The sequence below is a fragment of the Leisingera daeponensis genome (genome assembly GCF_019801465.1).
In the GTDB taxonomy this organism is placed as follows: Bacteria; Pseudomonadota; Alphaproteobacteria; order Rhodobacterales; family Rhodobacteraceae; genus Leisingera; species Leisingera daeponensis_A.
The window spans coordinates 456,245-479,248 of the sequence record NZ_JAHVJA010000003.1 but is presented as its reverse complement, the minus strand read 5'-3'; the positions used below and the strand labels follow the sequence as shown (position 1 = coordinate 479,248).

Here is a 23,004-nt window from a genome sequence, read left to right as displayed (position 1 = left end):
GGCGACCCATCGCCCGAAGGCCGCGCCGCCAAGACGGACGCGGCCAGCGGGCCCGGATTCTTTTCCTCCGATCCCACCCCAGCCTTCCCGGTCACCGGGCGCGGTGCCTGTATGGAGTATGCCGCGCCGTTCCCTGCGGCACTTCCAGGCGCTGCCGCCAGGGCCGCGGCCGTCCCGGAACACCATCGCCGCAGCCGCGCCGCGGCGGTGTCCGGGAAGGGCCGGCAATGCATGGCGCGCGTCCAGTGTTTCGCCGGCTCGCAAGACGGCAAGGCGGTGCAGCTGATCGGTTTCACAGGCATGGGAGAGCCCGATTGACCGCCCCCGCCATCGAACTCAAAGGCATTTCCAAGGCCTTTGGCCCGGTCCAGGCTAACAAGGACATTTCCATCAGCGTCGCCCCCGGCACTATTCACGGCATCATCGGTGAAAACGGTGCGGGCAAATCGACTCTGATGTCGATCCTCTATGGCTTCTATAAGGCCGACAAAGGCGAAGTCTGGATCAAGGGCAAGCGCACCGCGATCCCGGACAGCCAGGCGGCGATTGCCGCGGGCATCGGCATGGTGTTCCAGCATTTCAAGCTGGTGGAGAATTTCACCGTGCTGGAAAACATCGTTCTGGGGGCCGAGGACAGCGGCATGCTGATGCCCTCGCTGCGCCGCGCCCGCAAGGAACTGAAGGCCCTGGAGGAGGAATACGAGCTGTTCGTCGACCCGGACGCCCGCATCGACGAGATCGGCGTCGGCGCGCAGCAGCGGGTTGAGATCCTCAAGGCGCTGTACCGCAAGGCGGAAATCCTGATCCTCGATGAGCCGACAGGCGTGCTGACCCCGTCCGAGGCCGACCAGCTGTTCCGCATCCTCGACCGGCTGCGCGCCGAGGGGAAAACCATCATCCTGATCACTCACAAGCTGCGGGAGATCATGGAGTATACCGACACGGTGTCCGTCATGCGGCGCGGCCAGATGACCGCCACCGTCAAGACGGCAGAAACCAGCCCCGAGCATCTGGCCGAGCTGATGGTGGGCCGCAAGGTCCTGCTGCGCGTTGACAAAGTGCCCGCCAGGCCCGGCGCGCCGATCCTTGAGATCGAGAACCTTCGGGTGGTGGACAGCGCCGGCGTCGAACGCGTCAAGGGCATCGACTTGACGGTGCGCGCAGGCGAGATCGTCGGCATTGCCGGCGTCGCCGGAAACGGCCAGTCCGAGCTGCTGGAGGTTCTGGGCGGGATGCGCCCTGGCACAGGCAGCATCAAGCTGCATGGCACTCCCCTGCCCCTGCAGGGCAATGGCTCAGATGCCGCCGCGCGGCGGGACGCCCGTATCGGCCATGTGCCGGAAGACCGCCAGCGCGAAGGCCTGATCATGGATTTCCACGCTTGGGAAAACGTGGCCTTCGGCTATCACCGGGACCCGGCCTACCGGAACGGCGTTCTGATGAACAACGCCGCTCTGCGCGCGGATACCGAGGCCAAGATGCAGAAATTCGACGTCCGCCCGCCCGACCCCTGGCTGGCGGCCAAGAGCTTCTCGGGCGGCAACCAGCAGAAGATTGTTGTGGCGCGTGAGATAGAACGCAACCCGGACCTCTTGCTTGTCGGCCAGCCGACCCGAGGCGTCGACATCGGCGCCATCGAATTCATTCACAAGCAGATCGTCGCGCTGCGCGACCAGGGCAAGGCAATCCTGCTGGTCTCGGTCGAGCTCGAGGAAATTCTGTCGCTCGCCGACCGGGTGGCGGTGATGTTTGACGGAATGATCATGGGTGAACGGCCCGCCGATCAGACCGATGAGAAAGAACTCGGCCTGATGATGGCCGGTGTCGCGGGGGAGGCCGCGTAAATGGACAAGATGCCGAAATGGGCCGATGTGGTCCTGATTCCGCTGATCAGCCTGTTCCTGGCCGCGCTTTTGTCGGCCCTGGTGATCCTCGGGATCGGCGAAGACCCTGTGGCCGCGGTCAAACTGATGGTCGATGGCGCGCTGGGGTCCACCTACGGCTGGGGTTACACGCTCTATTACGCCACCAATTTCATGTTCACCGGGCTGGCGGTGGCGATTGCCGCCCATGCTGGCCTCTTCAACATCGGCGGCGAAGGCCAGGCAATGCTGGGCGGGCTTGGCGTGGCGCTGGTCTGCCTGCTGATACCCTGGCCGCACTGGACTCTGGCGCTGGTCTTTGCGGCTCTGGGCGCCGGCCTCTTCGGTGCCGCCTGGGCTGCGATCCCCGCCTATCTGCAGGCCAAGCGCGGCAGCCACATCGTGATCACCACCATCATGTTCAACTTCATCGCCGCGGCGGTGCTGAACTATGTGCTGGTGAACCTGCTGCGCCCCGAAGGCTCAATGGACCCGGCCACCGAACGCTTCCCTGAAGCGGTGCACCTGCCGTCCCTGCATGAGTTGCTCGCACCGATCGGGATCGAGTTCTCGAAATCTGCGCCCGCCAACGTCAGCCTGCTGGTCGCCGTCGGCGCCTGCCTGTTTGTCTGGCTGCTGATATGGCGCACACCGCTGGGGTATGAAATCCGCTCCCTCGGCAAATCGGAGCCGGGCGCGCGCTATGCCGGCATCTCCTCTGTCCGCACCATCATGATCGCCATGCTGATCTCCGGCGCACTGGCCGGCATGATGGCCGTGAACAACGTGATGGGCGAAGCAGAACGGCTGGTCCTGAACGCCACCGAAGGCGCCGGTTTCATCGGCATCGCGGTGGCGCTGATGGGCCGCAACCACCCGTTCGGCGTGTTCCTGGCGGCGATCCTGTTCGGCTTCCTCTACCAGGGCGGTGCGGAGCTGGCGCTCTGGACCTCGATCCCGCGCGAGCTGATCGTGGTGATCCAGGCCCTGGTGATCCTGTTCACCGGCGCGCTCGACAACATGGTCCGGATGCCGCTTGAGCGGATCTTCCTGGCGATGCGGAAGGGGCAGAACTGATGGATTTCCTGACGATCATCCAGCTGCTGGATTCCACCGTCCGCCTGGCAACCCCCTTGCTGCTGGCCTGCCTTGCCGGCCTGTTCTCGGAACGCGCCGGCATCTTCGACATCGGCCTTGAGGGCAAGATGCTGATGGCCGCCTTCTTTTCTGCTGCCGTCGCTGCCGCCACCGGCAATGTCTGGCTGGGGCTTCTGGCGGGCATCGGCTCCTCGCTCTTGCTGGCGGGCCTGCACGGGGTGGCCTCGATCACCTTCCGCGGCAACCAGCTGATCTCTGGCGTGGCGATCAACTTCTTGGCGGCGGGCATGACGGTGCTGATCGCCCAGGACTGGTTCCAGCAGGGCGGGCGCACGCCGTCGCTGATCGGCGGCGGGCGGTTCACACCGTTTGATCTGCCCTTTGCCGAAAGCCTTTCCGGCGTCCCGGTGCTGGGTCCGGTCTATTCTGAGCTGCTCTCGGGCCACTCGATCCTGGTCTACATCGCCTTCCTGGCCGTGCCCGCGACCTGGTGGGTGCTGTTCCGCACCCGCTTTGGCCTGCGCTTGCGCGCCGTGGGCGAAAACCCGGCCGCGGTAGACACCGCCGGCGTCTCGGTTGTCGGCCTGCGCTATGCGGCCGTGATGATCTGCGGCCTGCTGTGCGGCATTGCCGGCGCCTATCTGGCCACGGCGCTGCAAGCGGGTTTCGTCAAGGACATGACCGCGGGCCGGGGCTTTATCGCGCTGGCGGCGCTGATCTTTGCCAAGTGGCGGCCCTGGCACGCGATGGGCGCCTGTCTGCTGTTCGGCCTTCTGCAAGCGATCGCGCTGCGGTTCCAGAACATCGAACTCGGCGGCATCACCATCCCGGTACAGGCGATGGACGCGCTGCCTTATGTGCTGACAGTGGTGATCCTGGCCGGCTTTGTCGGCAAGGCGATCCCGCCCCGTGCCGGCGGCGAACCTTATGTGAAAGAGCGCTAAGCCACGCACCAGTAAACTTGAAGCGCCCGGCCCAGCGCCGGACGTTTCCCTTTTCCGCCCTTCGTCCCTTGCGGATCAGGGGCGGCGAAGCGCGCGGTGCGCAGTCGCCGCAACGGCTTTAGGTCCAGTTCACTGCCCTCTGTCGGTCCTGTCCTTCGTGGTGCCGCCTGGCCGGTTGACCCTGTTCTCCCCGCTTGCTGTATGGAACCATGCATGTCTTCCTTCCCATCGCCGAGGTCTCGGTCAACTTTCTGCTGCTGCTGGGTATTGGCGGCGCCGTTGGGGTGCTGTCAGGCATGTTCGGAGTCGGCGGCGGCTTCCTGGTCACGCCGCTCCTGTTCCTGATCGGCATCCCGCCGGGGGTTGCAGTTGCCACCTCCGCCAACCAGGTGGTCGCCTCCTCAGTCTCCGGACTGATGGCGCATTTCCGGCGCCGCACGGTGGACCTTAAGATGGGCTACGTGCTGCTCGGCGGCGGCCTGTTCGGCGCGGCAATCGGGATGGCGGTCTTCAACTACCTCAAAAGACTGGGCCAGGTCGATCTTGCCGTGCAGCTCTGCTATGTGCTGTTTCTCGGTGTGATCGGCGCGCTGATGTTCATTGAAAGCGTCAATGCGATCCGCAGGTCCAGGCAGGCCGGCGGCGCTCCCGCCTACAAACGGCGCCAGCGGTCCTGGGTGCATGCCTTGCCCTACAAGATGCGGTTCAAGGCATCCGGCCTCTATATTTCCGTGATCCCGCCTGTGCTGGTCGGCTTCGGCGTCGGCATTCTGTCGGCGATCATGGGTGTCGGCGGCGGCTTCATCATGGTTCCGGCGATGATCTACATCCTTGGCATGCCGACCAAGGTGGTGATCGGCACCTCGCTGTTCCAGATCATCTTTGTCGCCGGCTTCACCACCCTGATGCACGCCACCACGAATTATAGCGTCGACGTGGTGCTGGCGCTGTTCCTGCTCGCGGGCGGCGTTGCGGGCGCCCAACTGGGCACTCAGATCGGGGCCAGGCTCAAGGCAGAGCAGCTGCGGGTGTTGCTGGCGCTGCTGGTGCTGTCGGTTTCGGTCAAGATCGGTTTCGAACTGCTGCTGGAACCGGCCGACCTGTTTTCCCTGACCGTCGTAAACGCGCAGTGATCCGGCCAGGCCGCGCCATAAGTCCAGTTTTCTGCGCCAAATCAGTCCTGCACGCTGCAGAGCGGCATAGATCATTGATTTTTGATATGACTGCGGTCTAACAAAGAACATGCAAATCTACCTTCCCATAGCTGAGGTCTCGGTAAATGCCTTCCTTCTCCTGGGCCTCGGGGGAATGGTGGGGGTTCTTTCGGGCATGTTCGGAGTTGGCGGCGGTTTCCTGATGACGCCGCTTCTGTTCTTTATCGGCATCCCGCCTGCAGTGGCGGTGGCCACCGAAGCGAACCAGATTGTCGCCTCCTCCTTCTCCGGCGTGCTGGCGCATTTCCGAAGACGGACTGTCGACATCAAGATGGGACTGGTGCTGCAGGCCGGCGGCCTGATGGGCGCGGCTCTGGGGGTGGTGGTCTTCAACTATCTCAAGGCACTGGGCCAGGTCGATCTGCTGGTCAAGCTCTGCTACGTCGTATTCCTGGGCGTCGTCGGCGGGCTGATGTTCATCGAAAGCCTGAACGCGATCCGCAAGTCCAAGAAGGCAGGCGGCTCCTCCCCGGCGAAGCGCCGCCAGCGCGGCTGGGTGCATGCGCTGCCATTCAAGATGCGGTTCCGCACATCCGGGCTTTATATTTCCGTGATCCCGCCGGTCCTGGTCGGCGTCTGCGTCGGCATCCTGGCAGCGATCATGGGCGTCGGCGGCGGCTTCATCATGGTGCCTGCGATGATCTATATCCTCGGCATGCCGACCAAGGTTGTTGTCGGCACCTCGCTGTTCCAGATCATCCTGGTCACCGGCTTCACCACCATGCTGCACGCCACCACCAACTATACCGTGGATATCGTTCTGGCGGTTCTCCTGCTGATCGGCGGCGTGATCGGCGCCCAGATCGGCACCCGCATCGGCGTCTACCTCAAGGCCGAGCAGCTGCGCATCCTGCTGGCGCTGATGGTCATCGCGGTCTGCGCCAAACTCGCGCTCGACCTCCTGCTGCAACCTTCCGAGCTGTTCACGCTTGGCGAAGCGGGAGGCCACTGAGATGCGCAAGCTGCTGCTGTCCGCACTGGCCGCCGCCGCCCTGGCTGTACTGCCGCAGTCTGCTGCCCGGGCCGCCAAGGAGGAAGTGGTCCTGGGCCTCAGTCAGGACCGGGTGGCGATCACTGCCACCTTTGACGGCTCCGAGATACTGGTCTTCGGCGCAGTCAAGAGGGAAGCGCCTATTCCCAAGGACGAGCCGCTTCAGGTGATCGTCGCGGTATCCGGGCCTGCGCCATCGGTCATGGTGCGCCGCAAGGAGAAAAAGCTCGGCATCTGGGTCAACGTCGACAGCGTTCTGGTCGACTCGGCCCCGGCGTTTTATGCGGTGGCCACCAGCGCCCCGTTCACCCAGGTTCTGAGTGACACCGAGGACCTGCGCTACCGGGTGTCGATCCGGCGCGCGATCCGTTCGGTTGGCGCCGCCATGCACATCCGCGGCGCCCAGGCATTCGCTGATGCGGTGATGCGCATCCGCGAGAAGAACGGGCTCTATTCCCTGCGCGAAAATACCGTGGCGGTGGATGAGCAGACGCTGTTCCGCACCGCGATCAAGATGCCTGCCGACCTCACCGAGGGCAATTACCAGACCCGGATCTTCCTGACCCGCGGCGGCGAGGTCGTGTCGAGCTACGAGACTTCCATCGACGTGCGCAAAGTGGGGCTGGAGCGGTTCCTGTTCTCCCTCTCGCGCGAGCAGCCGTTCCTTTACGGCCTGATGTCCCTGGCAATAGCCATTGCCGCCGGCTGGGGCGCCTCGGCAGCCTTCAGCCTGCTCCGGAACCGGTAGGAAGGCCCGCTGCGCGCCAGCGCAGCCCCACGCCCAACGGGAGCTGCGCATTTTCAATGCGCGGCGACGGGCGGGAGCGCTCAGCCGCGGCCGATGTAGGGCATCTTGGTTGCCATCACCGTCATGAACTGAACATTGGCCTCCAGCGGCAGACCGGCCATGTGCAGCACCGATTTCGCCGCGTCCTCCACCGCGAAGGTGTGCATCGGTTCAGCACCCGGATTGGCCTCGGCGTGGCGCTGGCTCAGGTCTTCAACCATCGGTGTCCGGGTGTTGCCGATGTCGATCTGGCCGCAGGCGATGTCAAACGGGCGGCCGTCCAGAGACAGGCTTTTGGTCAGGCCGGTGATGGCCGCCTTGGTCGCGGCATAGGGCGCTGAGTGCGGGCGCGGCACGTGGGCTGCAATGGAGCCGTTGTTGATGATCCGCCCGCCCTGCGGCGATTGCCGCCGCATCTGCCGGAAGGCGGCCCGCGCAGTCAGGAACATGCCGGTGAGGTTCACGTTCACGGAAGCGAACCAGTCCTCCAGCGGGATTTCGTCAATGGTACCCGGCGGTGTGAAGATGCCGGCGTTGTTGAACAGCACATCCAGCCGCCCCGCCGCCATTGCAAAAGCATCCACCGCGTGATCGACCGCTGCCGGATCGGTCACGTCGGCAGGCAGAACATGGGCATTGGCGTGCCCCTGCGCAACGTCTTCCAGTTTCTCCGCCCGGCGCGCGGCCAAGCCGACCTGCCAGCCCTCGGCCAGAAACAGCTCTGCCACAGCGCGGCCGATGCCGGAGCTGGCACCGGTGATCAGGATCGATTTCGTCATGCCGGGGTCTCCTCCTGTGCTTCCAGCGTCAGCGCCGCGGCCGGAATTGCTTTCAGGTCATCCACCGGCAGCGGGCCGTTGGGCTTGGCCAGCCGGTTGCGGACCACCCAGATCAGCCGTTCCTGCGCGCGGGTGATTGCCACATAAGCCAGCCGTTTCCACAGCGGCTGCCCTGCCTCCACCCGGCCCATACGGGCCGCGGCATAGATGTCGGGGGCAAAGACCTGCGCGGTCTCCCACTGGCTGCCTTGCGCCTTATGGATGGTTACAGCCGCCCCATGCAGAAACGTCGCCCCCATGCGGGCGGCATAGGGAATGAAGGGTTCTTCCTCATCCGGTTTCTCGATCTTGACGATCGAGGCGGCAGAAACCTGAGGGTCCTCCGCCCCCATCACGTGCAGCCGGGAAAAGCCGGGCTTGCGGCCGGAGCCGAGGAAGATCACCTGCGCCCCCTTGATCAGGCCGCGGGCTTCCAGGTCCAGGCGCTTCTTGCGGTGCTTCATCGGCAGTTCGATGCCGTCGCAGATCAGCGGCTCGCCGGCGATCAGCTCATCTTCCGGCGCGCCATAGACGGTGCGGAAGGCATTGATCAGCCGGATGCGGGTGTTGTTGCGCCAGACCAGCACCGGCGAGCGCGCCATCAGGTCAACCTCCACCCGCTGGCCCCAGACCACGCGGTCGTCGCGCCGCGCGGTGTCCTCGATCATCCGCTCGAAATCCTGGAACCCCAGCTGCGGGTCGGCCAGCGCATGGGCCAGGTCCAGGATCGGGTTGCCCGCCTCCTGCCGGTGAATGCGGTTCAGGATCAGGCGCCGCGGCTCCGGCAGCGCGTCAAACACCATCGAGCCGGACTGGTTGACCGGCGCCAGCTGCGCCGGGTCGCCGAACAGGATCAGGTTCGGGAAAATCTCCTTCAGATCCTCGAACTGCCGGTCGTCCAGCATCGAGGCCTCATCGACAAAGCCGATGTCCAGCGGCTCCTCGCGCCGCTTCCAGCCGGTGATGAAGTCGGAGCCGCGCAGGCCGGCAGCGGCCAGCGCCCCTGGGATCGACTTGTTCTTCTCGTAGAAGGCCGCGGCGCGCGCCAGCGCCGCTTCCGTCAGCCCTTCGATCTCGGGCTGGTCGCCCTGCCCTGCCAGCCATTCCGCGATCTTCTCAAATTCCGGGTCATAGACCGGCGTGTAGAGAATGCGGTGGATGGTGGTGGCCGGCACCCCGCGCAGGCGCAGCACACTGGCAGCCTTGTTGGTCGGCGCCAGGATCGCCAGGGTACGGCGGTCATCGCCCTTCTTGCGGCTCTCATAGTCGCCGGAGACAACCTCGACCCCTGACTGCTCCAGCGCCTTGTAAAGCTCCGCGAGCAGCAGGGTCTTGCCCGATCCCGCTTTGCCGATCACCGCCATCACACCAGCGTCGCCGCGGGGCGGGTGCAGGAGCCCGTCATCAAGGTCCACCCCCGCCTGGCGCAGGAGTTCGGTCACGCTGTCATAAGCGGTGGCCTGGTCATCGGAAAACTGTACGGGCAGAGCTGTCATGGCGCGACCCTACAGCCGCGGGGCCGGGTCCGCCAGCGGAACCGGCCCCGTATTGCAAATGCCTCAGGCCGTCAGCGCCATCGGCTCCGGCGCCTCTGCACTGCCAAAGGAGAGATCGAACCACAGGCGCGACAATTCCGGCGCGACGCCCGCCTTGGCGGCCACGTTCCGATAGACTTCAGGCGTGTATTCCCAAAGCCCAAGGCAGATCCTGTTCCGCCCCTCGCCCTGGCTGCCGATCACCTCCGGGCTGAACCCCAGGCTGCGGTAGATCCGCACCATGCGGCGGTCAAAAACGCCGGCAAAGTGGGCGACGGAGAAGTTGCGCATGATTTCCACGCCGCCCAGGGTCAGCGCTCCGGCCACGTTTCTGCCTGCCGCGCGCGACAGGCAGAAACGGGTGCACTCCCATATCAGCGGGCTGCTGATGGGCACACCGCCCGCCAGGTCCAGAAAGATGTCATTGACCATCACCGGGCCGGTGGTGGGCAGGAACCGCATCGAACCGCCGTGGCTGCCGTCAGGCATTTCCCAGATCACATAGAGCGGATTGAGCGCGTCATACTGATCGCGTTCCTCGCCGTTCCGGTCAACCTGCACGTCCCAGCCGAGCCGGGTCTTGAACTGGTCCGCCCGGTCCCGGAACATCGACCGCGCCAGATCAGCGTGTGCGTAAAGATCGCGGCCATAGATATAACGAAGCATGATTTAATCCCCTTCTGGTTGAACAGTGGGGACAGGGTACGGCTATTGGCCGCAATCTCTGAGTATATTTACGGTAGCTTTCACACCCGGCCGTTAAATCACAATCAAACCGAGCGACATCGCGCGGGCAATGGCATGGGTGGTGTTGATCGCCCCAAGCTTGAAACGGGCGCTTTCGATGTAGACGCGCAGCGTATGCTCCGAAATGGACAGGGTCTTGGCCACCTGCGCGCGGCTGTAGCCGATCGCCAGCAGGGTCAGCGCGTCCACCTCGCGCGGCGACAGCGGCTGGGTTTGCTCCGGGCTGCGGTCGGGTTCGAATTCCAGCGCCTTCCGGTTGAAGTAATGCGCCATCAGGATCATGTCGCGGCTGTACCGCTCCGTCAATTTTTCCCAGACCTCATCGTCGCAGTTGTGGCTGACGGTGAACACGGCAAACTGCCCGTTCGGCCCGCGGACCGGGATCGAGTAGCCCTGATTGCCGACCCCATGCTCCAGCGCGTCCTTGAGAAACTCCCGGGCCGGTTTCGGCGACCAGTCCAGGCGTTTCCAGTCCACGGGATGAAAGCGCTGGTAACAGCCGGCCACAACCGGGTCGACGCGGACATAACCCTTTTCCTGATACCGATCGGTCCAAACCTGCGGATACGTACCAAAGTAGTAATGGTCGCCGGCGCTGTCGACCCAGTGGTACATGGCATGGTCGACGCCAAACACAACACAGACCTGCTCAATGATCTGCTGAAGACCATCGAGAGTATCAGTGGCGTCGAGCGCCTCCAGAATACGGTCCAGTTCTGCTTTGCCTGCCATCGTTTCTTCTGCCGCCGTCCGCTGGAGTTCGTGAAATATGCCGGTGCACCCCGTCGCGTCAGGCATGGCATATAACTTCGGCCTTATTGCAGCGGCCAAGTTACTCCGGTCAATGGCATTTCTGACCCTTTGGTCAAAATCGGGCCGATTGACGCCGTCCGCAGGTGTTCAGGGACAGCCGCATGCCACCAAAGGTTTATCTTAAATGCAGCTTTGCGCGCAACACTCCACGCAACCGGCGGGGCAAGCACAGATAAACATTTGAAAAGGTAAATTAAAAAGAGAACCCGCGAAACGCCAGGGCGATTCGCGGGAGACTGTGTTTTTTTCAGCTTTTAGCGTCCGTCCGCCTTCAGGCGTCGAGCACATCCTGAAGGGTGCGCAAACCGGTCTTCGGAGCCTGCACCAGCACCGACATGTTGCCCGGCAGGTGCTCGTTGCGCATCATTTTCATGTGCGCTTCCGGCAGATCCGCCCAGGTGAAAACTTCGGACATGCAGGGATCCAGGCGGCGTTCGACCATCAGCTGGTTGGCCGCCGAAGCCTGCTTCAGGTGGGCAAAGTGGGAGCCCTGCAGGCGTTTCTGGTGCATCCACATGTAGCGCACGTCGAAGGTCAGGTTATAGCCGGTGGTGCCGGCGCAAATCACGACCATGCCGCCCTTCTTGACCACGAAGGTGGAGACCGGGAAGGTGCTTTCACCGGGGTGCTCGAACACCATGTCGACGTTCACGCCCTTGCCGGTTATGTCCCAGATCGCCTTGCCGAACTTGCGGGCCTCCTTGAACCATTCGGCGTATTCCGGGGTATTCACGGTGGGCAGCTGTCCCCAGCAGTTGAAGTCCTTGCGGTTCAGAACGCCCTTGGCGCCCAGGCCCATGACGAAGTCGCGCTTGCTCTCGTCGGAGATCACCCCGATGGCATTGGCGCCGGCGGTGTTGATCAGCTGGATCGCATAGGAGCCAAGACCGCCCGAGGCGCCCCAGACCAGCACGTTCTGGCCCGGCTTCAGGTCGTGCGGCTCATGGCCGAACAGCATCCGGTAGGCGGTGGCCAGCGTCAGCGTGTAGCAGGCGCTTTCTTCCCAGGTCAGGTGCTTGGGGCGCGGCATCAGCTGCTGAGCCTGAACGTTGGTGAACTGGGCAAACGAGCCGTCCGGGGTCTCATAGCCCCAGATCCGCTGGCTGTTGGAATACATCGGGTCGCCGCCGTTGCAGTGCTCGTCGTCACCGTCGTCCTGGTTGCAGTGGATGACCACTTCGTCGCCGACCTTCCAGCGGGTCACCTTGGAGCCAACCGCCCAGACGATGCCCGAGGCATCCGAGCCGGCGATGTGGAACGGCTTTCCGTGGCCATCAAACGGAGAAATCGGTTTGCCGAGTGAGGCCCAGACGCCGTTGTAGTTGACGCCGGCCGCCATCACCAGGACCAGCACCTCGTTGCTGTCCAGCTCAGGCACATCAACGACTTCCTGCTGCATCGCGGTGTTCGGTTCGCCGTGCCGCTCCTTGCGGATCGCCCAGGCGTACATTTTCTTGGGCACATAACCCATCGGGGGGATTTCCCCCAGTTCATAGAGATCTTTCTCCGGCGCCTCGTACGACATGACGTCAGTCTGGGTATCCAATGCCATGATGGCCTCCTTTGTATCCTGTCCTATGCCGCGGTGCAGAATCGCAGCGGTTACCTGATGGATAGGATTGGAGAGGTAATATTGCAACCTCTTTTGCCGCATTTGGGTAATTTTATAACCCTGCGGATGCAGCATTGCCCTTAGCAGGTGCAGAAAAGCCACCCTGGCCGCCATCCGGACCGCCGCCGTTGGGCAGCAGGTGACGGATTGAATTGGCATAAAACGCCAGCAGGTCGCGGCGGTCTGCGGCCGGCACGATCTGCCCGCCGGCTTCCGTGGCCAGTCCGCGCCGCAACAGCTGGCGCAGCCCGGCCTCAACTGCGCAGGACAGATTTTCCCGCGGCATATGGACATGCGCCAGCGGCATCGCGGAGATCAGATCCTTCAGCCGGTGCCCGATTGCCGCCCGGCTGAGCGGCCCGTGCCGCAGCAGAATCGCGGCAATCAGCGGCACCGGCAGCACCGGGACAATGGCGCTGATACGCTGCATCAGCTCCCGCGCCAGCGGTTTGGTGATGTCGCCCTCACGCCCGGCACCGAAACCTGCCAGGCTGAGCGGGCGGCCGAAATTCACCCCGGCATAGCCGGACCGGTGATAGCGCCCGGTCATCCACAGCCACAGCTGCCGCAGCAGCCGCAGCGCGACCAGCCCGATGCGGGCGCGGAACCGCCGGTCGCCCGCCCTGGCGGCAGAGGTCAGGATCTTGTCCTCCAGCACCCGGTCGTAGTTCAGAGCCACCGGCACAAACACCACGTCGCGCCGGTCCGGGTCGTAGCCCTCAACGATGTATTTCAGCAGCCCCAGTTTGGGTGCGGCCAAGGCGCCATTGAGGCTTAGACCGCCTTCGGGAAACATCGCCTGGGTGGAACCGCCGCGGGTGGCCAGCCGAACATAGGCCGCCAGCACCTTGCGGTAGAGGTCGTTGCGCGAGCGGCGTCGGATGAAATAGGCGCCCATCGCCCGGATCAGGCGGCTGAGCGGCCAGACCCGCGCCCATTCGCCGACCGCATAAGACAGCGCTGAGCGTTCCGCCGCCAGATAGGTGACCAGAACGTAATCCATGTTGGAGCGGTGATTCATCACAAACACCACGGTGGCATTAGGATCGATTGCCCGCAGCGCTTCCTCGTCCTGATGGCCCAGCCGCACCCGGTAGACCGCATTGGACAGGAACCGCGCCGCCCGGATCGCCAGGCTGAAATAGGCAAAGGCCGAAAAGCCCGGCACGATCTCGCGCGCATAACGGCGCACCTGCTCGAAGGCCACGTTCTCCGGGATTCCCTCCGCTGCCGCATGATCTGCGGCGGCCTGCGCCACCTGCGGGTCGTGAATCAGCCGCTGGATCATGTCGTGGCGCCGCGCCAGCTTGAACGGCTCAATCGGGCGTTCCAGCCGCTGATTGAGCCGAGCCACCGCCCGTTCCAGCCGCCGCCGGAAGAACCATCGCACAGAGGGGAACAGGAAATGCGACGCAAAGGTCACCGCGGCAAAACCCACGATCAGCATGAATAGCCACAGCGGCAGTTCCACGGTTTGCGTCATGTGAGAACAGTTGCGCATGGCAACAGCCTTTACAAGCGGCAAGCCACCCGGGTTTCCTGCCCCGGCAGAAGATTTGCCGCAACGCAGCGAATTGACATGGGTTGAAAATTGCAGTTTACATCTGCTTGACGAAATAAAATTACCGACACACTGACTCGCGAGGCCCGACATGCCGCAGATGCAAAAAGACCGCCCCTGGCTGATCCGCACCTATGCCGGCCACTCCACGGCATCGGCATCCAACGCGCTTTACCGCGCCAACCTGGCCAAGGGGCAGACAGGTCTGTCTGTCGCCTTCGACCTGCCGACCCAGACCGGATATGACAGCGACCACGTGCTGGCCCGCGGCGAGGTGGGCAAAGTTGGCGTGCCCGTCTGCCACCTGGGCGACATGCGGACCCTGTTCAATGAGATCCCGCTGGAACAGATGAACACCTCGATGACCATCAACGCCACCGCCCCCTGGCTGCTGGCGCTGTACATCGCGGTGGCAGAGGAACAGGGTGCCGATGTGTCGAAACTGCAGGGCACGGTGCAGAACGACCTGATCAAGGAATACCTCTCGCGCGGCACCTATGTCTGCCCGCCCAAGCCCAGCCTCAAGATGATCGCGGACGTGGCGGAGTACTGCTACACCAACGTGCCCAAATGGAACCCGATGAACGTCTGCTCCTACCACCTGCAGGAGGCAGGCGCGACACCGGAGCAGGAACTGGCCTTTGCCTTGGCGACCGCACAGGCGGTGCTGGACGAGCTGAAGCCGCGCATCGCGCCGGAAGACTTCCCGGCGATGGTGGGGCGCATCTCCTTCTTCGTGAACGCGGGAATCCGCTTCGTGACTGAAATGTGCAAGATGCGCGCCTTTGTCGACCTGTGGGACGAGATCTGCGAGAAGCGCTATGGCGTCGCCGACCCGAAATTCCGCCGCTTCCGCTACGGCGTGCAGGTGAACTCTCTGGGGCTGACAGAACAGCAGCCGGAAAACAACGTCTACCGCATCCTGATCGAGATGCTGGCGGTGACGCTGTCGAAGAAGGCCCGTGCCCGTGCCGTGCAGCTGCCTGCCTGGAACGAGGCGCTTGGCCTGCCCCGCCCCTGGGACCAGCAGTGGTCTATGCGGATGCAGCAGATCCTGGCCTATGAGACCGACCTCCTGGAATACGGCGACCTGTTCGACGGCAACCCAGCGGTTGATGCCAAGGTGGAGGAGCTGAAGGAAGGCGCGCGCGCCGAGCTGGCCAACCTGGAATCAATGGGCGGCGCCGTTGCCTCCATTGAGTACATGAAGGGCCGCCTGGTGGATTCCAACGCCGAACGCCTGAACCGGATCGAGAGGAACGAGACCATCGTGGTCGGCGTCAACAAGTGGACCGAGGGCGAGCCCTCGCCGCTGCAGACCGAGGACGGCGGCATCATGGTGGTCGACCCGGCGGTGGAACAGGAGCAGATCAGCCGCCTGAACGCCTGGCGCGGCGAGCGTGACAATGATGCGGTGCAATCGGCCTTGGCCGCGCTGCGCGCCGCCGCGAAAAGAGGCGCCAATATCATGGAACCCTCAATTGCTGCCGCCAAGGCCGGAGTTACCACCGGTGAATGGGCCGAGGAAATGCGCAAGGTCCACGGCACCTACCGCGGTCCCACCGGGGTGTCGGCCTCGGTGTCCAACAAGACCGAAGGGCTGGACGATTTGCGCGACGCTGTGAATGCGGTCAGCGACGTGCTGGGCCGCCGGATCAAATTCGTGGTCGGCAAACCGGGCCTCGACGGCCATTCCAACGGCGCCGAGCAGATTGCCTTCCGCGCCCGCGACTGCGGCATGGACATCACCTATGACGGGATCCGCATGACCCCGGCAGAACTGGTGGATGCGGCGCAGAAGGACGACGCCCATGTGGTCGGCCTGTCGATCCTGTCGGGCAGCCACCTGCCGCTGGTCGAGGAGATGATGCAGCGCATGCGGGACGCAGGCCTTGGGCATGTGCCGGTGATCGTGGGCGGCATCATCCCAGACGAGGATGCGCAAAGGCTGAAGTCCATGGGCGTGGCCCGTGTCTACACTCCCAAGGATTTTGAACTCAATTCAATCATGAGTGACATCGTTGACCTGGCAAAACCACCCGGGATTGCAGTGAATTGAATTTAGACCGGCAATTTTCTGCAGATACTAAAAAAGATGCTGAAACGCGTCTGGCATTTGCGTCATAAAGAATGACATACCCGGCATTCCGGGATGTCATTTTTTATGTGGAGTTCAGAATGACCATAGACCTTTCAGCAATGAGCAGAAAAGAGCTTCTTCAGCTGCAAATCGACGTTGAAAAAGCGCTGCAGGAAGCGGAACTGCGTGAACGCCAGGAAGCTCTGAAAGCCGCAGAAGAAGCTGCGGCCAAATACGGTTTTTCTCTGGATGAAATCGCCAGCGCCTCGCGCCAGGGCGCAAAGAAAACCAAAGCAGCACCGAAATACCGCAACCCGAACAACCCAGAGGAAACCTGGACCGGCCGCGGCCGCAAACCGCATTGGGTGCATGCCGCGCTGACCGCGGGCATGGATATTTCCGATCTGGAAATCTGAGGCCTAAGGCGGAGCAAAGCGATGACCATTCATATTGGCGCCGCACCCGGCGACATTGCCGAAACGGTGCTGATGCCCGGCGACCCCTACCGAGCGAAATGGGCGGCGGAAACCTTCCTTCAGGATGCCCGTCTGGTCAACGAGGTGCGCGGGATGCTGGGCTACACCGGCACTTGGAACGGGCACCGGGTCACCATGCAGGGCAGCGGCATGGGCATGCCCTCGCTGTCGATCTACGCCAATGAGCTGATCCGCGACTACGGGGCGAAAACCCTGATCCGCATCGGCTCCTGCGGCGGCATGCAGGACAAGGTCAAGGTCCGCGACGTGATCCTGGCGATGACCGCCAGCACCGTGAACAGCCCTTCCAGCGGCTTTTTCCGCGAACTGAACTTTGCCCCCTGCGCCGACTGGGGCTTGCTGCAGGCGGCGGCTCAGGCGGCTGGTAAACGCGATATTGCCACCCATATCGGCGGCATCTACTCGTCGGACGTGTTCTATGACGAACGCCCTGACCTCAATGAGCAGATGGTGCGCCACGGCATCCTGGGCGTCGAGATGGAAGCAGCAGAACTCTACACGCTGGCTGCCCGGCATGGCTGCCGTGCGCTGGCGGTGCTGACCGTGTCCGATCATCTGGGCACCGGCGAAGCGCTGCCGTCCGATCAGCGGGAACGCAGTTTCGGCGATATGGTCGAAATTGCGCTGGAGGCCGCCTTCAGCTGACGCAACGTAATTTTATTTCCGGCATTTTGTTAAGGCAGCGGATATTTTCGCTGCCTTTTTTTTGATCTTGCGTGAACCGCTGAAATTTCTACCTGTTTTCTGCGGCAGAAAATTACTGGCCCGCCTCCGGACTAATACGCATTTTTCTGTTTCAGCTTCGGCCATGGCTGCGGTCATAGCCATTGCGCGGCGGGCTCCGCCAATCGCCGAGCGCGCCTTCACCCGGGGCAAACACCTCAACCAGCAGCGGATAGCAGGCGGCGGTATCGCTGGAATGCTCTGCGGAGCAATCGCCGCCCGGACAGGCGCTGAGGCTGCCCAGCAAATCGATCTCGGCAAAAAACTCCAGGTAATCGCCGGGGCGCACCGGGCTTGCTTTCATGAAATACTGGCCCGTGTCGCGGGTGAAGCCTGTGCACATGAACACATTCAGGACATCATGAACATGCGGTTCCGCTTCTGCCGGGGAAATGCCCAGATGATCCGCCAGCGCCCTCGTCAGATTGGAATGGCAGCAATGGTGGTATTGGCTGCCCGCCAGAAGATTGCCGGTGTAGGGGTCGCAACGGGTGCCGATCACGTCATGCACTGAACCGCCGAATTCGTCGATGCCGTACCAGCCAAGCGTGTCCGCCACGATGGTTGCCATCGGGCGCAGATGCGGGAAACTGGTCCACATCCTTTCTCCGGTGGTGATATGGGTGCCATGCAGGGCGCGGGTCTTGCCGGAATAGAACCGCTCGCTCAGGTCGTTCTTGTTCCACAGGTTCAGATCGCCCACCTGCGGCCCCTCGACCGAGGTGATGCGGAAGAAATGCCCGGCAGGCACTTCGAAACAGGCGGCATCGCGAGGCGTCACCAGCACCTCGCCGGTTTTCGCCGCGCCTTCCCTCGCTTGGCTGTACAGCGCCAGGTCCGGTGCAGGCAGGGTGTCGTTCGGGTAGCAGATCACCGGTTTGACGGCGCGGCGATCCGCGGCGTCAGCGGGGGCAGCGGGAGTGCTGGACATTGGGGCATACCTTCCTGTTCGTTTGCTCCAATCAAGACCGCTTCACCGGCAAGGCGCAAGTCCTGATGGCAGCGCCCGCCGCTCGCTCCGGCCCTGTCAGCGAGGGCTGCGCTGCGGGTTGCGGCAACTGCGCGGTGTTTGCTCTCCCGCGGCCTCCGCACCGCAATAGCTGCAGCGCCAGAGCCTCTCTGACCTGACCTGCCGCCAGCGGCAGTTGCGGGTCAGGTCCAGTGCGCGGTGTCGCCACAGAAAGTAGCAGAAAACGCCAATGGCAAGGACGGCAACAAGTATCATGCAGCCTGTCTATTCCTGCATTTCGCGCGCTTCAAATGCAAATGCCGGACGCAGAGAGGCAACGGCGGCCTCAGGCTGCCTGATAGTAGCCGAACAGCTGGTCCTGATGCGGCTCCCGCGCTGCCGTTGCCGGCGTTTCAGGGGTATAGTAGGCATAGGCCTGTTCCAGCGCTTCACGCGCGGCGCGGGCCTGCCGGTCAGCCTTGTCTTGCGGGGTTTCAACAAGTTTCATCGGGCGGTCTCCTGCTTTTGGGCACCATCCTCCCTCGCCCCGGACCATAACCGCTGCCGTTCCTGTGCGCACCGGAAGTTTTTGCAGCTTGGCCATGCATCTGCCGCAAGCCGCAGCCCGGCCCTGCTCAGCCCAACAGCAAGTGTCCCGCCAGCCCCAAGGCAAATCCGGCAACCGCCCCCAGCGCCGGCGCGCTGCTGCCGCTGCTGTGCGCCTTGGGCGCGATATCCTGAAACAGCAGGTACAGAATACCGCCGGCCGCAAACATCATGATGGCGCCAAGCGCGGCATGGGCATCGGCCAGCCACAGCACCCCCGCCAGGGCACAGGCCGGCCCCAGCGCCGCCAGTCCGAGGAAGGCGAGCAGCACATGCCAAGCCGGGCTGCTGCCGCTCCAAACCTCGCGGAAGGCGGCAAAGCCTTCGGGCAGGTTCTGCAGGAAGATCATCAACGCCAGCAGCTTGGCCGTGGCGGCATCGGCCACCAGCATCGCGCCCAGGGCCATCGCCTCCGGCAGGTAGTCCAGCAGCATCGCCAGCAGCAGGGCTCCGCTGCCGCCGCGCCGCTCCAGCAGGGCGTCGATCAGGTAGAACACCCCGCCGCCCGCGGCAAACAGGCCCACCGCCCAGCCCGCAGGCAGCGCCGCAGCAGCCTCCGGCACCAGCACCAGCGCCACCGCCGAGGCCAGTGCGCCGCCGCCAAACGCTGCAATGGTGTGCAGCACGCGGTCGCGCAGCACCGGGTTGCGGATCTGCTCGCACCAGGCCAGCAGCCCGCCCAGAGGCATCGCCAGCCCGGCAAAACCGGCAAGAAGAACGGCAAAGACATGTGGTTGCATTCCGGCAGATTAGATTCACCGGAACGGCAGCTCAACCGGTTTGTATCACACGTTGATGCACGTGGTGGCCTGGGCTGCCTGGACGGCGGTCACGTTCGGCCCCTGCTGCACATTGCGCAGCACCGTGGCCCCTGCCCCGTGCCCCAGGAACTCTGTCACAACCCGGTACTGCCCGGTGATGCCCGCCTCCGCGATGCAGCCCGGGATCCGCGCATCCGTGGCCGCAATCTGAGCGCCGATCCGGTCGTGGTCGGCTGCTGTCATGCAGCCTGCCAGAACGGCTGCCGCGCCCAGGGCCATACTCAGGAGTTTCATGCCCGCTTTCCCTTCCCGCCAGCAATATGCCCCCGGTTTCGCAGGAAACCGGGGGCAGTGCAATTTTGATCACCGCGGGCGGCGGATCCTTGCGGACCAGGCCCGGCCGGGGTCAGACTGTGCGCTCGACCATCATCTTCTTGATGTGCGCAATCGCCTTGGCCGGATTCAGGCCCTTGGGACAGGTCTTGGCGCAGTTCATGATGGTGTGGCAGCGGTAGAGCTTGAACGGATCCTCCAGCTGGTCCAGACGCTCGCCCGTGGCCTCATCGCGGCTGTCGATGATCCAGCGGTAGGCATGCAGCAGCGCTGCCGGGCCCAGGTAGCGGTCGCCGTTCCACCAGTAGCTCGGGCAGGACGTCGAGCAGCTGGCGCACATCACGCATTCATACAGCCCGTCCAGCTTCTTGCGATCCTCGATCGACTGCTTCCACTCCTTGGCCGGGCGGTTGGTCTTGGTTTCCAGCCACGGCATGATCGAGGCATGCTGGGCATAGAAGTGCGTGAGGTCCGGGATCAGATCCTTGACCACCGGCATATGCGGCAGCGGGTAGATCGCCACATCGCCCTTGATCTCATCCATGCCGTAGATACAGGCCAGGGTGTTGATGCCGTCGATGTTCATCGCACAGGACCCGCAGATCCCCTCCCGGCAGGAGCGGCGGAAGGTCAGCGTCGGGTCGATCTCGTTCTTGATCTTGATCAGCGCGTCCAGGACCATCGGACCGCAGCTGTCCATATCGACGAAATAGGTATCGACCCGCGGGTTCTGGCCGTCATCCGGGTTCCAGCGGTAGATCTTGAACTTGCGCACATTGGCGGCGCCGTCCGGCTTGGGCCAGGTCTTGCCGGTGGTGATCTTGGAGTTCTTGGGGAGGCTGAATTGAACCATGATCTGTCTCCTTAGAACGTCCGCGCCTTGGGCGCGATTTTCTTGAGGCTAATGCCGCCTTCATCCTCGGTGGTCAGCGGATCAACGATCACCGGCCGGTAGCTGAGCTCCACCTTGTTGCCTTCCACGCGGGAGACGGTGTGGACGCGCCAGTTCTCGTCGTCGCGGGCGGTGAAGTCCTCATGCGCATGCGCGCCGCGGCTTTCCTTGCGGGCCTCGGCACCGACAATGGTCGCCAGCGCGTTCGGCATCAGGTTGGTCAGTTCCAGCGTTTCCATCAGGTCGGAGTTCCAGACCAGCGAGCGATCGGTCACCTTCAGGTCATCGAGCTTGGCCGCAATCGCGGTCATCTTTTCGACGCCTTCCGCCATGGTCTTGGAGGTGCGGAACACCGCCGCGTCGGCCTGCATGCACTTCTGCATCTCCAGCCGCAGATCCGCGGTCGGGATGCCGCCCTTGGCGTTGCGCAGGGTGTCGAAACGGTCAAACGCCTTGTCGACAGAGGCCTGGTTCAGCACCGGGTTCGGCGCATCCGCATCCACAACCTTACCCGCGCGGATGGCAGAGGCACGGCCGAAGACCACAAGGTCGATGAGCGAGTTGGAACCAAGGCGGTTGGCGCCATGCACCGAGGCGCAGCCGGCCTCGCCTACGGCCATCAGGCCCGGCACAACGGCGGTCGGATCCTCGGCTGTCGGGTTCAGCACCTCGCCCCAGTAGTTGGTCGGGATGCCGCCCATGTTGTAATGCACGGTGGGCAGGACCGGGATCGGCTCCTTGGTGACGTCCACGCCGGCAAAGATTTTGGCGCTCTCGGAAATGCCCGGCAGCCGCTCCGCCAGCGCCTCGGCCGGCAGGTGGCTCAGGTTCAGGTGGATATGGTCGCCCTCGGCGCCCACACCGCGGCCTTCGCGGATTTCCATGGTCATGGAGCGGCTGACATAGTCGCGCGGCGCCAGGTCCTTGTACTGGGGCGCATAGCGCTCCATGAAGCGTTCGCCCTCGGAGTTGGTCAGGTAGCCGCCCTCGCCCCGCGCGCCCTCGGTGATCAGGCAGCCGGAGCCGTAGATGCCGGTCGGGTGGAACTGCACGAACTCCATGTCCTGCAGCGCCAGGCCTGCGCGGGCCACCATACCGCCGCCGTCGCCGGTGCAGGTATGCGCCGAGGTGGCGGAGAAGTACGCGCGGCCGTAGCCGCCTGTCGCCAGCACCACCATCTTGGCGTTGAAGACATGCATGGTGCCGTCGTCCAGCTTCCAGCACACCACACCCTGGCACTGCCCATCCTCGGACATGATCAGGTCGATGGCGAAATACTCGATGTAGAATTCCGCATTGTTCTTGAGGCTCTGGCCATAAAGCGTGTGCAGAATCGCGTGGCCGGTGCGGTCAGCCGCTGCACAGGTGCGCTGCACCGCCGGGCCTTCCCCGAATTCGGTGGTGTGGCCGCCGAACGGGCGCTGGTAGATCTTGCCTTCCTCGGTGCGGCTGAACGGCACCCCGTAGTGCTCCAGTTCGTATACTGCCTTGGGCGCCTCGCGCGCGAGGTATTCCATCGCGTCGGTGTCGCCCAGCCAGTCGGAGCCTTTAACGGTGTCATACATGTGCCACTGCCAGCTGTCCGGACCCATGTTGCCCAGCGACGCGGCAATACCGCCCTGCGCCGCCACGGTGTGGGAGCGGGTCGGGAACACCTTGGTCACGCAAGCGGTGCGCAGGCCCTGCTCGGCCATGCCCAGAGTGGCACGGAGGCCAGCCCCGCCAGCACCCACAACCACGACGTCGTATTCGTGGGTTTCATATTCATACGCTGTTGTCATCTTATCTGTTCCTTACCGCGTATTTCAAAGAGCGAGCTTGACGAGGGCGAAAAGGCCCGCCGCGATCAGCGTGTAGGCAAGCCCCGACACCGAGACGAGCGCGAGCTTTTCAGTAGCACCGTGCATGTAGTCCTCGATCGCCTCGTGCGCCTCGCGCATGACATGCAGTGTGATCACGATCAGGCTCAGCCCCATGACAATGGCCGGGAACGGGCGGCTGAAATAGGCCAGCACTTCTTCATAGGTGCCGCCCAGCCCGTAGCCGAAGGTGAAGATGAACAGCGGAACCAGCGGAACCAGCAGGATAGAACTGACAAGCATCTGCCAGTGGTGATGCGTGCCGGAACGGCCGGCCCCCAGCCCCTGCGCCCGTTTACGGTCGGTCAGAAATTGCATGAGA

22 protein-coding genes are annotated in these 23,004 nt (G+C 63.7%); 9 read left to right on the top strand and 13 right to left on the bottom strand.

Annotated features, from left to right (window positions below; translation table 11 throughout):
* Window positions 1-314 precede the first annotated feature (314 nt).
* The 6 genes from KUV26_RS10730 (at window position 315) to KUV26_RS10705 (ending at window position 6,857) form a co-directional block, all read left to right on the top strand.
* A complete protein-coding gene (locus tag KUV26_RS10730) occupies window positions 315-1,844 on the top strand; it encodes an ABC transporter ATP-binding protein (RefSeq protein WP_222508323.1) in 1,530 nt (509 codons plus the stop codon).
* Entirely contained in the window at window positions 1,845-2,939 is a 1,095-nt protein-coding gene (locus tag KUV26_RS10725) for an ABC transporter permease (RefSeq protein ID WP_222503520.1), read from the top strand. It begins immediately after the preceding gene.
* Entirely contained in the window at window positions 2,939-3,904 is a 966-nt protein-coding gene (locus tag KUV26_RS10720) for an ABC transporter permease (protein ID WP_222503519.1), read from the top strand. The genes KUV26_RS10725 and KUV26_RS10720 overlap by 1 nt, the downstream gene beginning before the upstream one ends.
* 209 nt (window positions 3,905-4,113) lie before the next feature.
* Window positions 4,114-5,037 (top strand): sulfite exporter TauE/SafE family protein, encoded by a 924-nt coding sequence (locus tag KUV26_RS10715; RefSeq protein WP_222503518.1) that lies wholly within the window; start codon window positions 4,114-4,116, stop codon window positions 5,035-5,037.
* 109 nt (window positions 5,038-5,146) lie between these two features.
* Window positions 5,147-6,070, top strand: coding sequence for a sulfite exporter TauE/SafE family protein (locus KUV26_RS10710; RefSeq protein WP_222503517.1), 924 nt, complete (start codon window positions 5,147-5,149; stop codon window positions 6,068-6,070).
* Window position 6,071: 1 nt separating this feature from the next.
* Window positions 6,072-6,857 carry a TIGR02186 family protein gene (locus tag KUV26_RS10705; RefSeq protein WP_222503516.1) on the top strand — a complete coding sequence of 262 codons (786 nt, stop codon included), beginning with the start codon at window positions 6,072-6,074 and terminating at the stop codon, window positions 6,855-6,857.
* An 80-nt stretch (window positions 6,858-6,937) separates the two neighbouring features.
* Here the strand turns inward: KUV26_RS10705 and KUV26_RS10700 are convergent, their stop codons facing one another.
* From KUV26_RS10700 to KUV26_RS10675, 6 genes are all read right to left on the bottom strand, one after another.
* The gene (locus KUV26_RS10700) at window positions 6,938-7,675 is read right to left on the bottom strand and encodes an SDR family oxidoreductase (RefSeq protein ID WP_222508322.1); all 738 of its coding nucleotides are present in this window, start codon (window positions 7,673-7,675) and stop codon (window positions 6,938-6,940) included.
* Window positions 7,672-9,210 carry an ATP-dependent RecD-like DNA helicase gene (locus KUV26_RS10695; RefSeq protein ID WP_222508321.1) on the bottom strand — a complete coding sequence of 513 codons (1,539 nt, stop codon included), beginning with the start codon at window positions 9,208-9,210 and terminating at the stop codon, window positions 7,672-7,674. Before KUV26_RS10695 ends, KUV26_RS10700 begins: the two co-directional genes overlap by 4 nt.
* A gap of 63 nt (window positions 9,211-9,273) precedes the next feature.
* Window positions 9,274-9,915, bottom strand: coding sequence for an acyl-homoserine-lactone synthase (locus KUV26_RS10690; RefSeq protein WP_222508320.1), 642 nt, complete (start codon window positions 9,913-9,915; stop codon window positions 9,274-9,276).
* Between the two features lie 93 nt (window positions 9,916-10,008).
* The gene (locus KUV26_RS10685) at window positions 10,009-10,728 is read right to left on the bottom strand and encodes a helix-turn-helix transcriptional regulator (RefSeq protein WP_222503512.1); all 720 of its coding nucleotides are present in this window, start codon (window positions 10,726-10,728) and stop codon (window positions 10,009-10,011) included.
* Window positions 10,729-11,080: 352 nt separating this feature from the next.
* On the bottom strand, window positions 11,081-12,361 hold the full coding sequence (gene ccrA, locus KUV26_RS10680; RefSeq protein ID WP_222503511.1) for a crotonyl-CoA carboxylase/reductase: 1,281 nt from the start codon (window positions 12,359-12,361) through the stop codon (window positions 11,081-11,083).
* A gap of 112 nt (window positions 12,362-12,473) precedes the next feature.
* Window positions 12,474-13,904 carry a 1-acyl-sn-glycerol-3-phosphate acyltransferase gene (locus KUV26_RS10675; protein ID WP_222508319.1) on the bottom strand — a complete coding sequence of 477 codons (1,431 nt, stop codon included), beginning with the start codon at window positions 13,902-13,904 and terminating at the stop codon, window positions 12,474-12,476.
* A 169-nt stretch (window positions 13,905-14,073) separates the two neighbouring features.
* Between KUV26_RS10675 and KUV26_RS10670 the strand changes: the two genes are divergently transcribed.
* The 3 genes from KUV26_RS10670 to deoD all read left to right on the top strand — a co-directional run bounded on the left by KUV26_RS10670 (window position 14,074) and on the right by deoD (window position 17,204).
* Window positions 14,074-16,041, top strand: a complete 1,968-nt coding sequence (locus tag KUV26_RS10670) for a protein meaA (protein WP_222508318.1) — start codon at window positions 14,074-14,076, stop codon at window positions 16,039-16,041.
* Between the two features lie 119 nt (window positions 16,042-16,160).
* On the top strand, window positions 16,161-16,478 hold the full coding sequence (locus KUV26_RS10665) for an H-NS family nucleoid-associated regulatory protein (RefSeq protein ID WP_222508317.1): 318 nt from the start codon (window positions 16,161-16,163) through the stop codon (window positions 16,476-16,478).
* Window positions 16,479-16,499: 21 nt separating this feature from the next.
* Complete coding sequence (deoD, locus tag KUV26_RS10660) at window positions 16,500-17,204, top strand: purine-nucleoside phosphorylase (RefSeq protein ID WP_222508316.1); 705 nt, start codon at window positions 16,500-16,502, stop codon at window positions 17,202-17,204.
* A 151-nt stretch (window positions 17,205-17,355) separates the two neighbouring features.
* Here deoD and KUV26_RS10655 read toward each other — a convergent pair whose 3' ends face one another.
* The 7 genes from KUV26_RS10655 to sdhD all read right to left on the bottom strand — a co-directional run bounded on the left by KUV26_RS10655 (window position 17,356) and on the right by sdhD (window position 23,000).
* A complete protein-coding gene (locus KUV26_RS10655) occupies window positions 17,356-18,213 on the bottom strand; it encodes an urea carboxylase-associated family protein (RefSeq protein ID WP_222508315.1) in 858 nt (285 codons plus the stop codon).
* A gap of 364 nt (window positions 18,214-18,577) precedes the next feature.
* Complete coding sequence (locus KUV26_RS10650; RefSeq protein WP_222508314.1) at window positions 18,578-18,739, bottom strand: hypothetical protein; 162 nt, start codon at window positions 18,737-18,739, stop codon at window positions 18,578-18,580.
* Between the two features lie 127 nt (window positions 18,740-18,866).
* Window positions 18,867-19,577, bottom strand: coding sequence for a ZIP family metal transporter (locus KUV26_RS10645; RefSeq protein ID WP_222508313.1), 711 nt, complete (start codon window positions 19,575-19,577; stop codon window positions 18,867-18,869).
* Window positions 19,578-19,622: 45 nt separating this feature from the next.
* Window positions 19,623-19,892 carry a hypothetical protein gene (locus KUV26_RS10640; protein ID WP_222508312.1) on the bottom strand — a complete coding sequence of 90 codons (270 nt, stop codon included), beginning with the start codon at window positions 19,890-19,892 and terminating at the stop codon, window positions 19,623-19,625.
* A 112-nt stretch (window positions 19,893-20,004) separates the two neighbouring features.
* Entirely contained in the window at window positions 20,005-20,784 is a 780-nt protein-coding gene (locus KUV26_RS10635; RefSeq protein WP_222503502.1) for a succinate dehydrogenase iron-sulfur subunit, read from the bottom strand.
* An 11-nt stretch (window positions 20,785-20,795) separates the two neighbouring features.
* Window positions 20,796-22,604, bottom strand: a complete 1,809-nt coding sequence (sdhA, locus tag KUV26_RS10630) for a succinate dehydrogenase flavoprotein subunit (RefSeq protein WP_222503501.1) — start codon at window positions 22,602-22,604, stop codon at window positions 20,796-20,798.
* Window positions 22,605-22,628: 24 nt separating this feature from the next.
* Window positions 22,629-23,000, bottom strand: a complete 372-nt coding sequence (gene sdhD / locus KUV26_RS10625; RefSeq protein WP_222508311.1) for a succinate dehydrogenase, hydrophobic membrane anchor protein — start codon at window positions 22,998-23,000, stop codon at window positions 22,629-22,631.
* Between the last annotated feature and the right edge of the window lie 4 nt (window positions 23,001-23,004).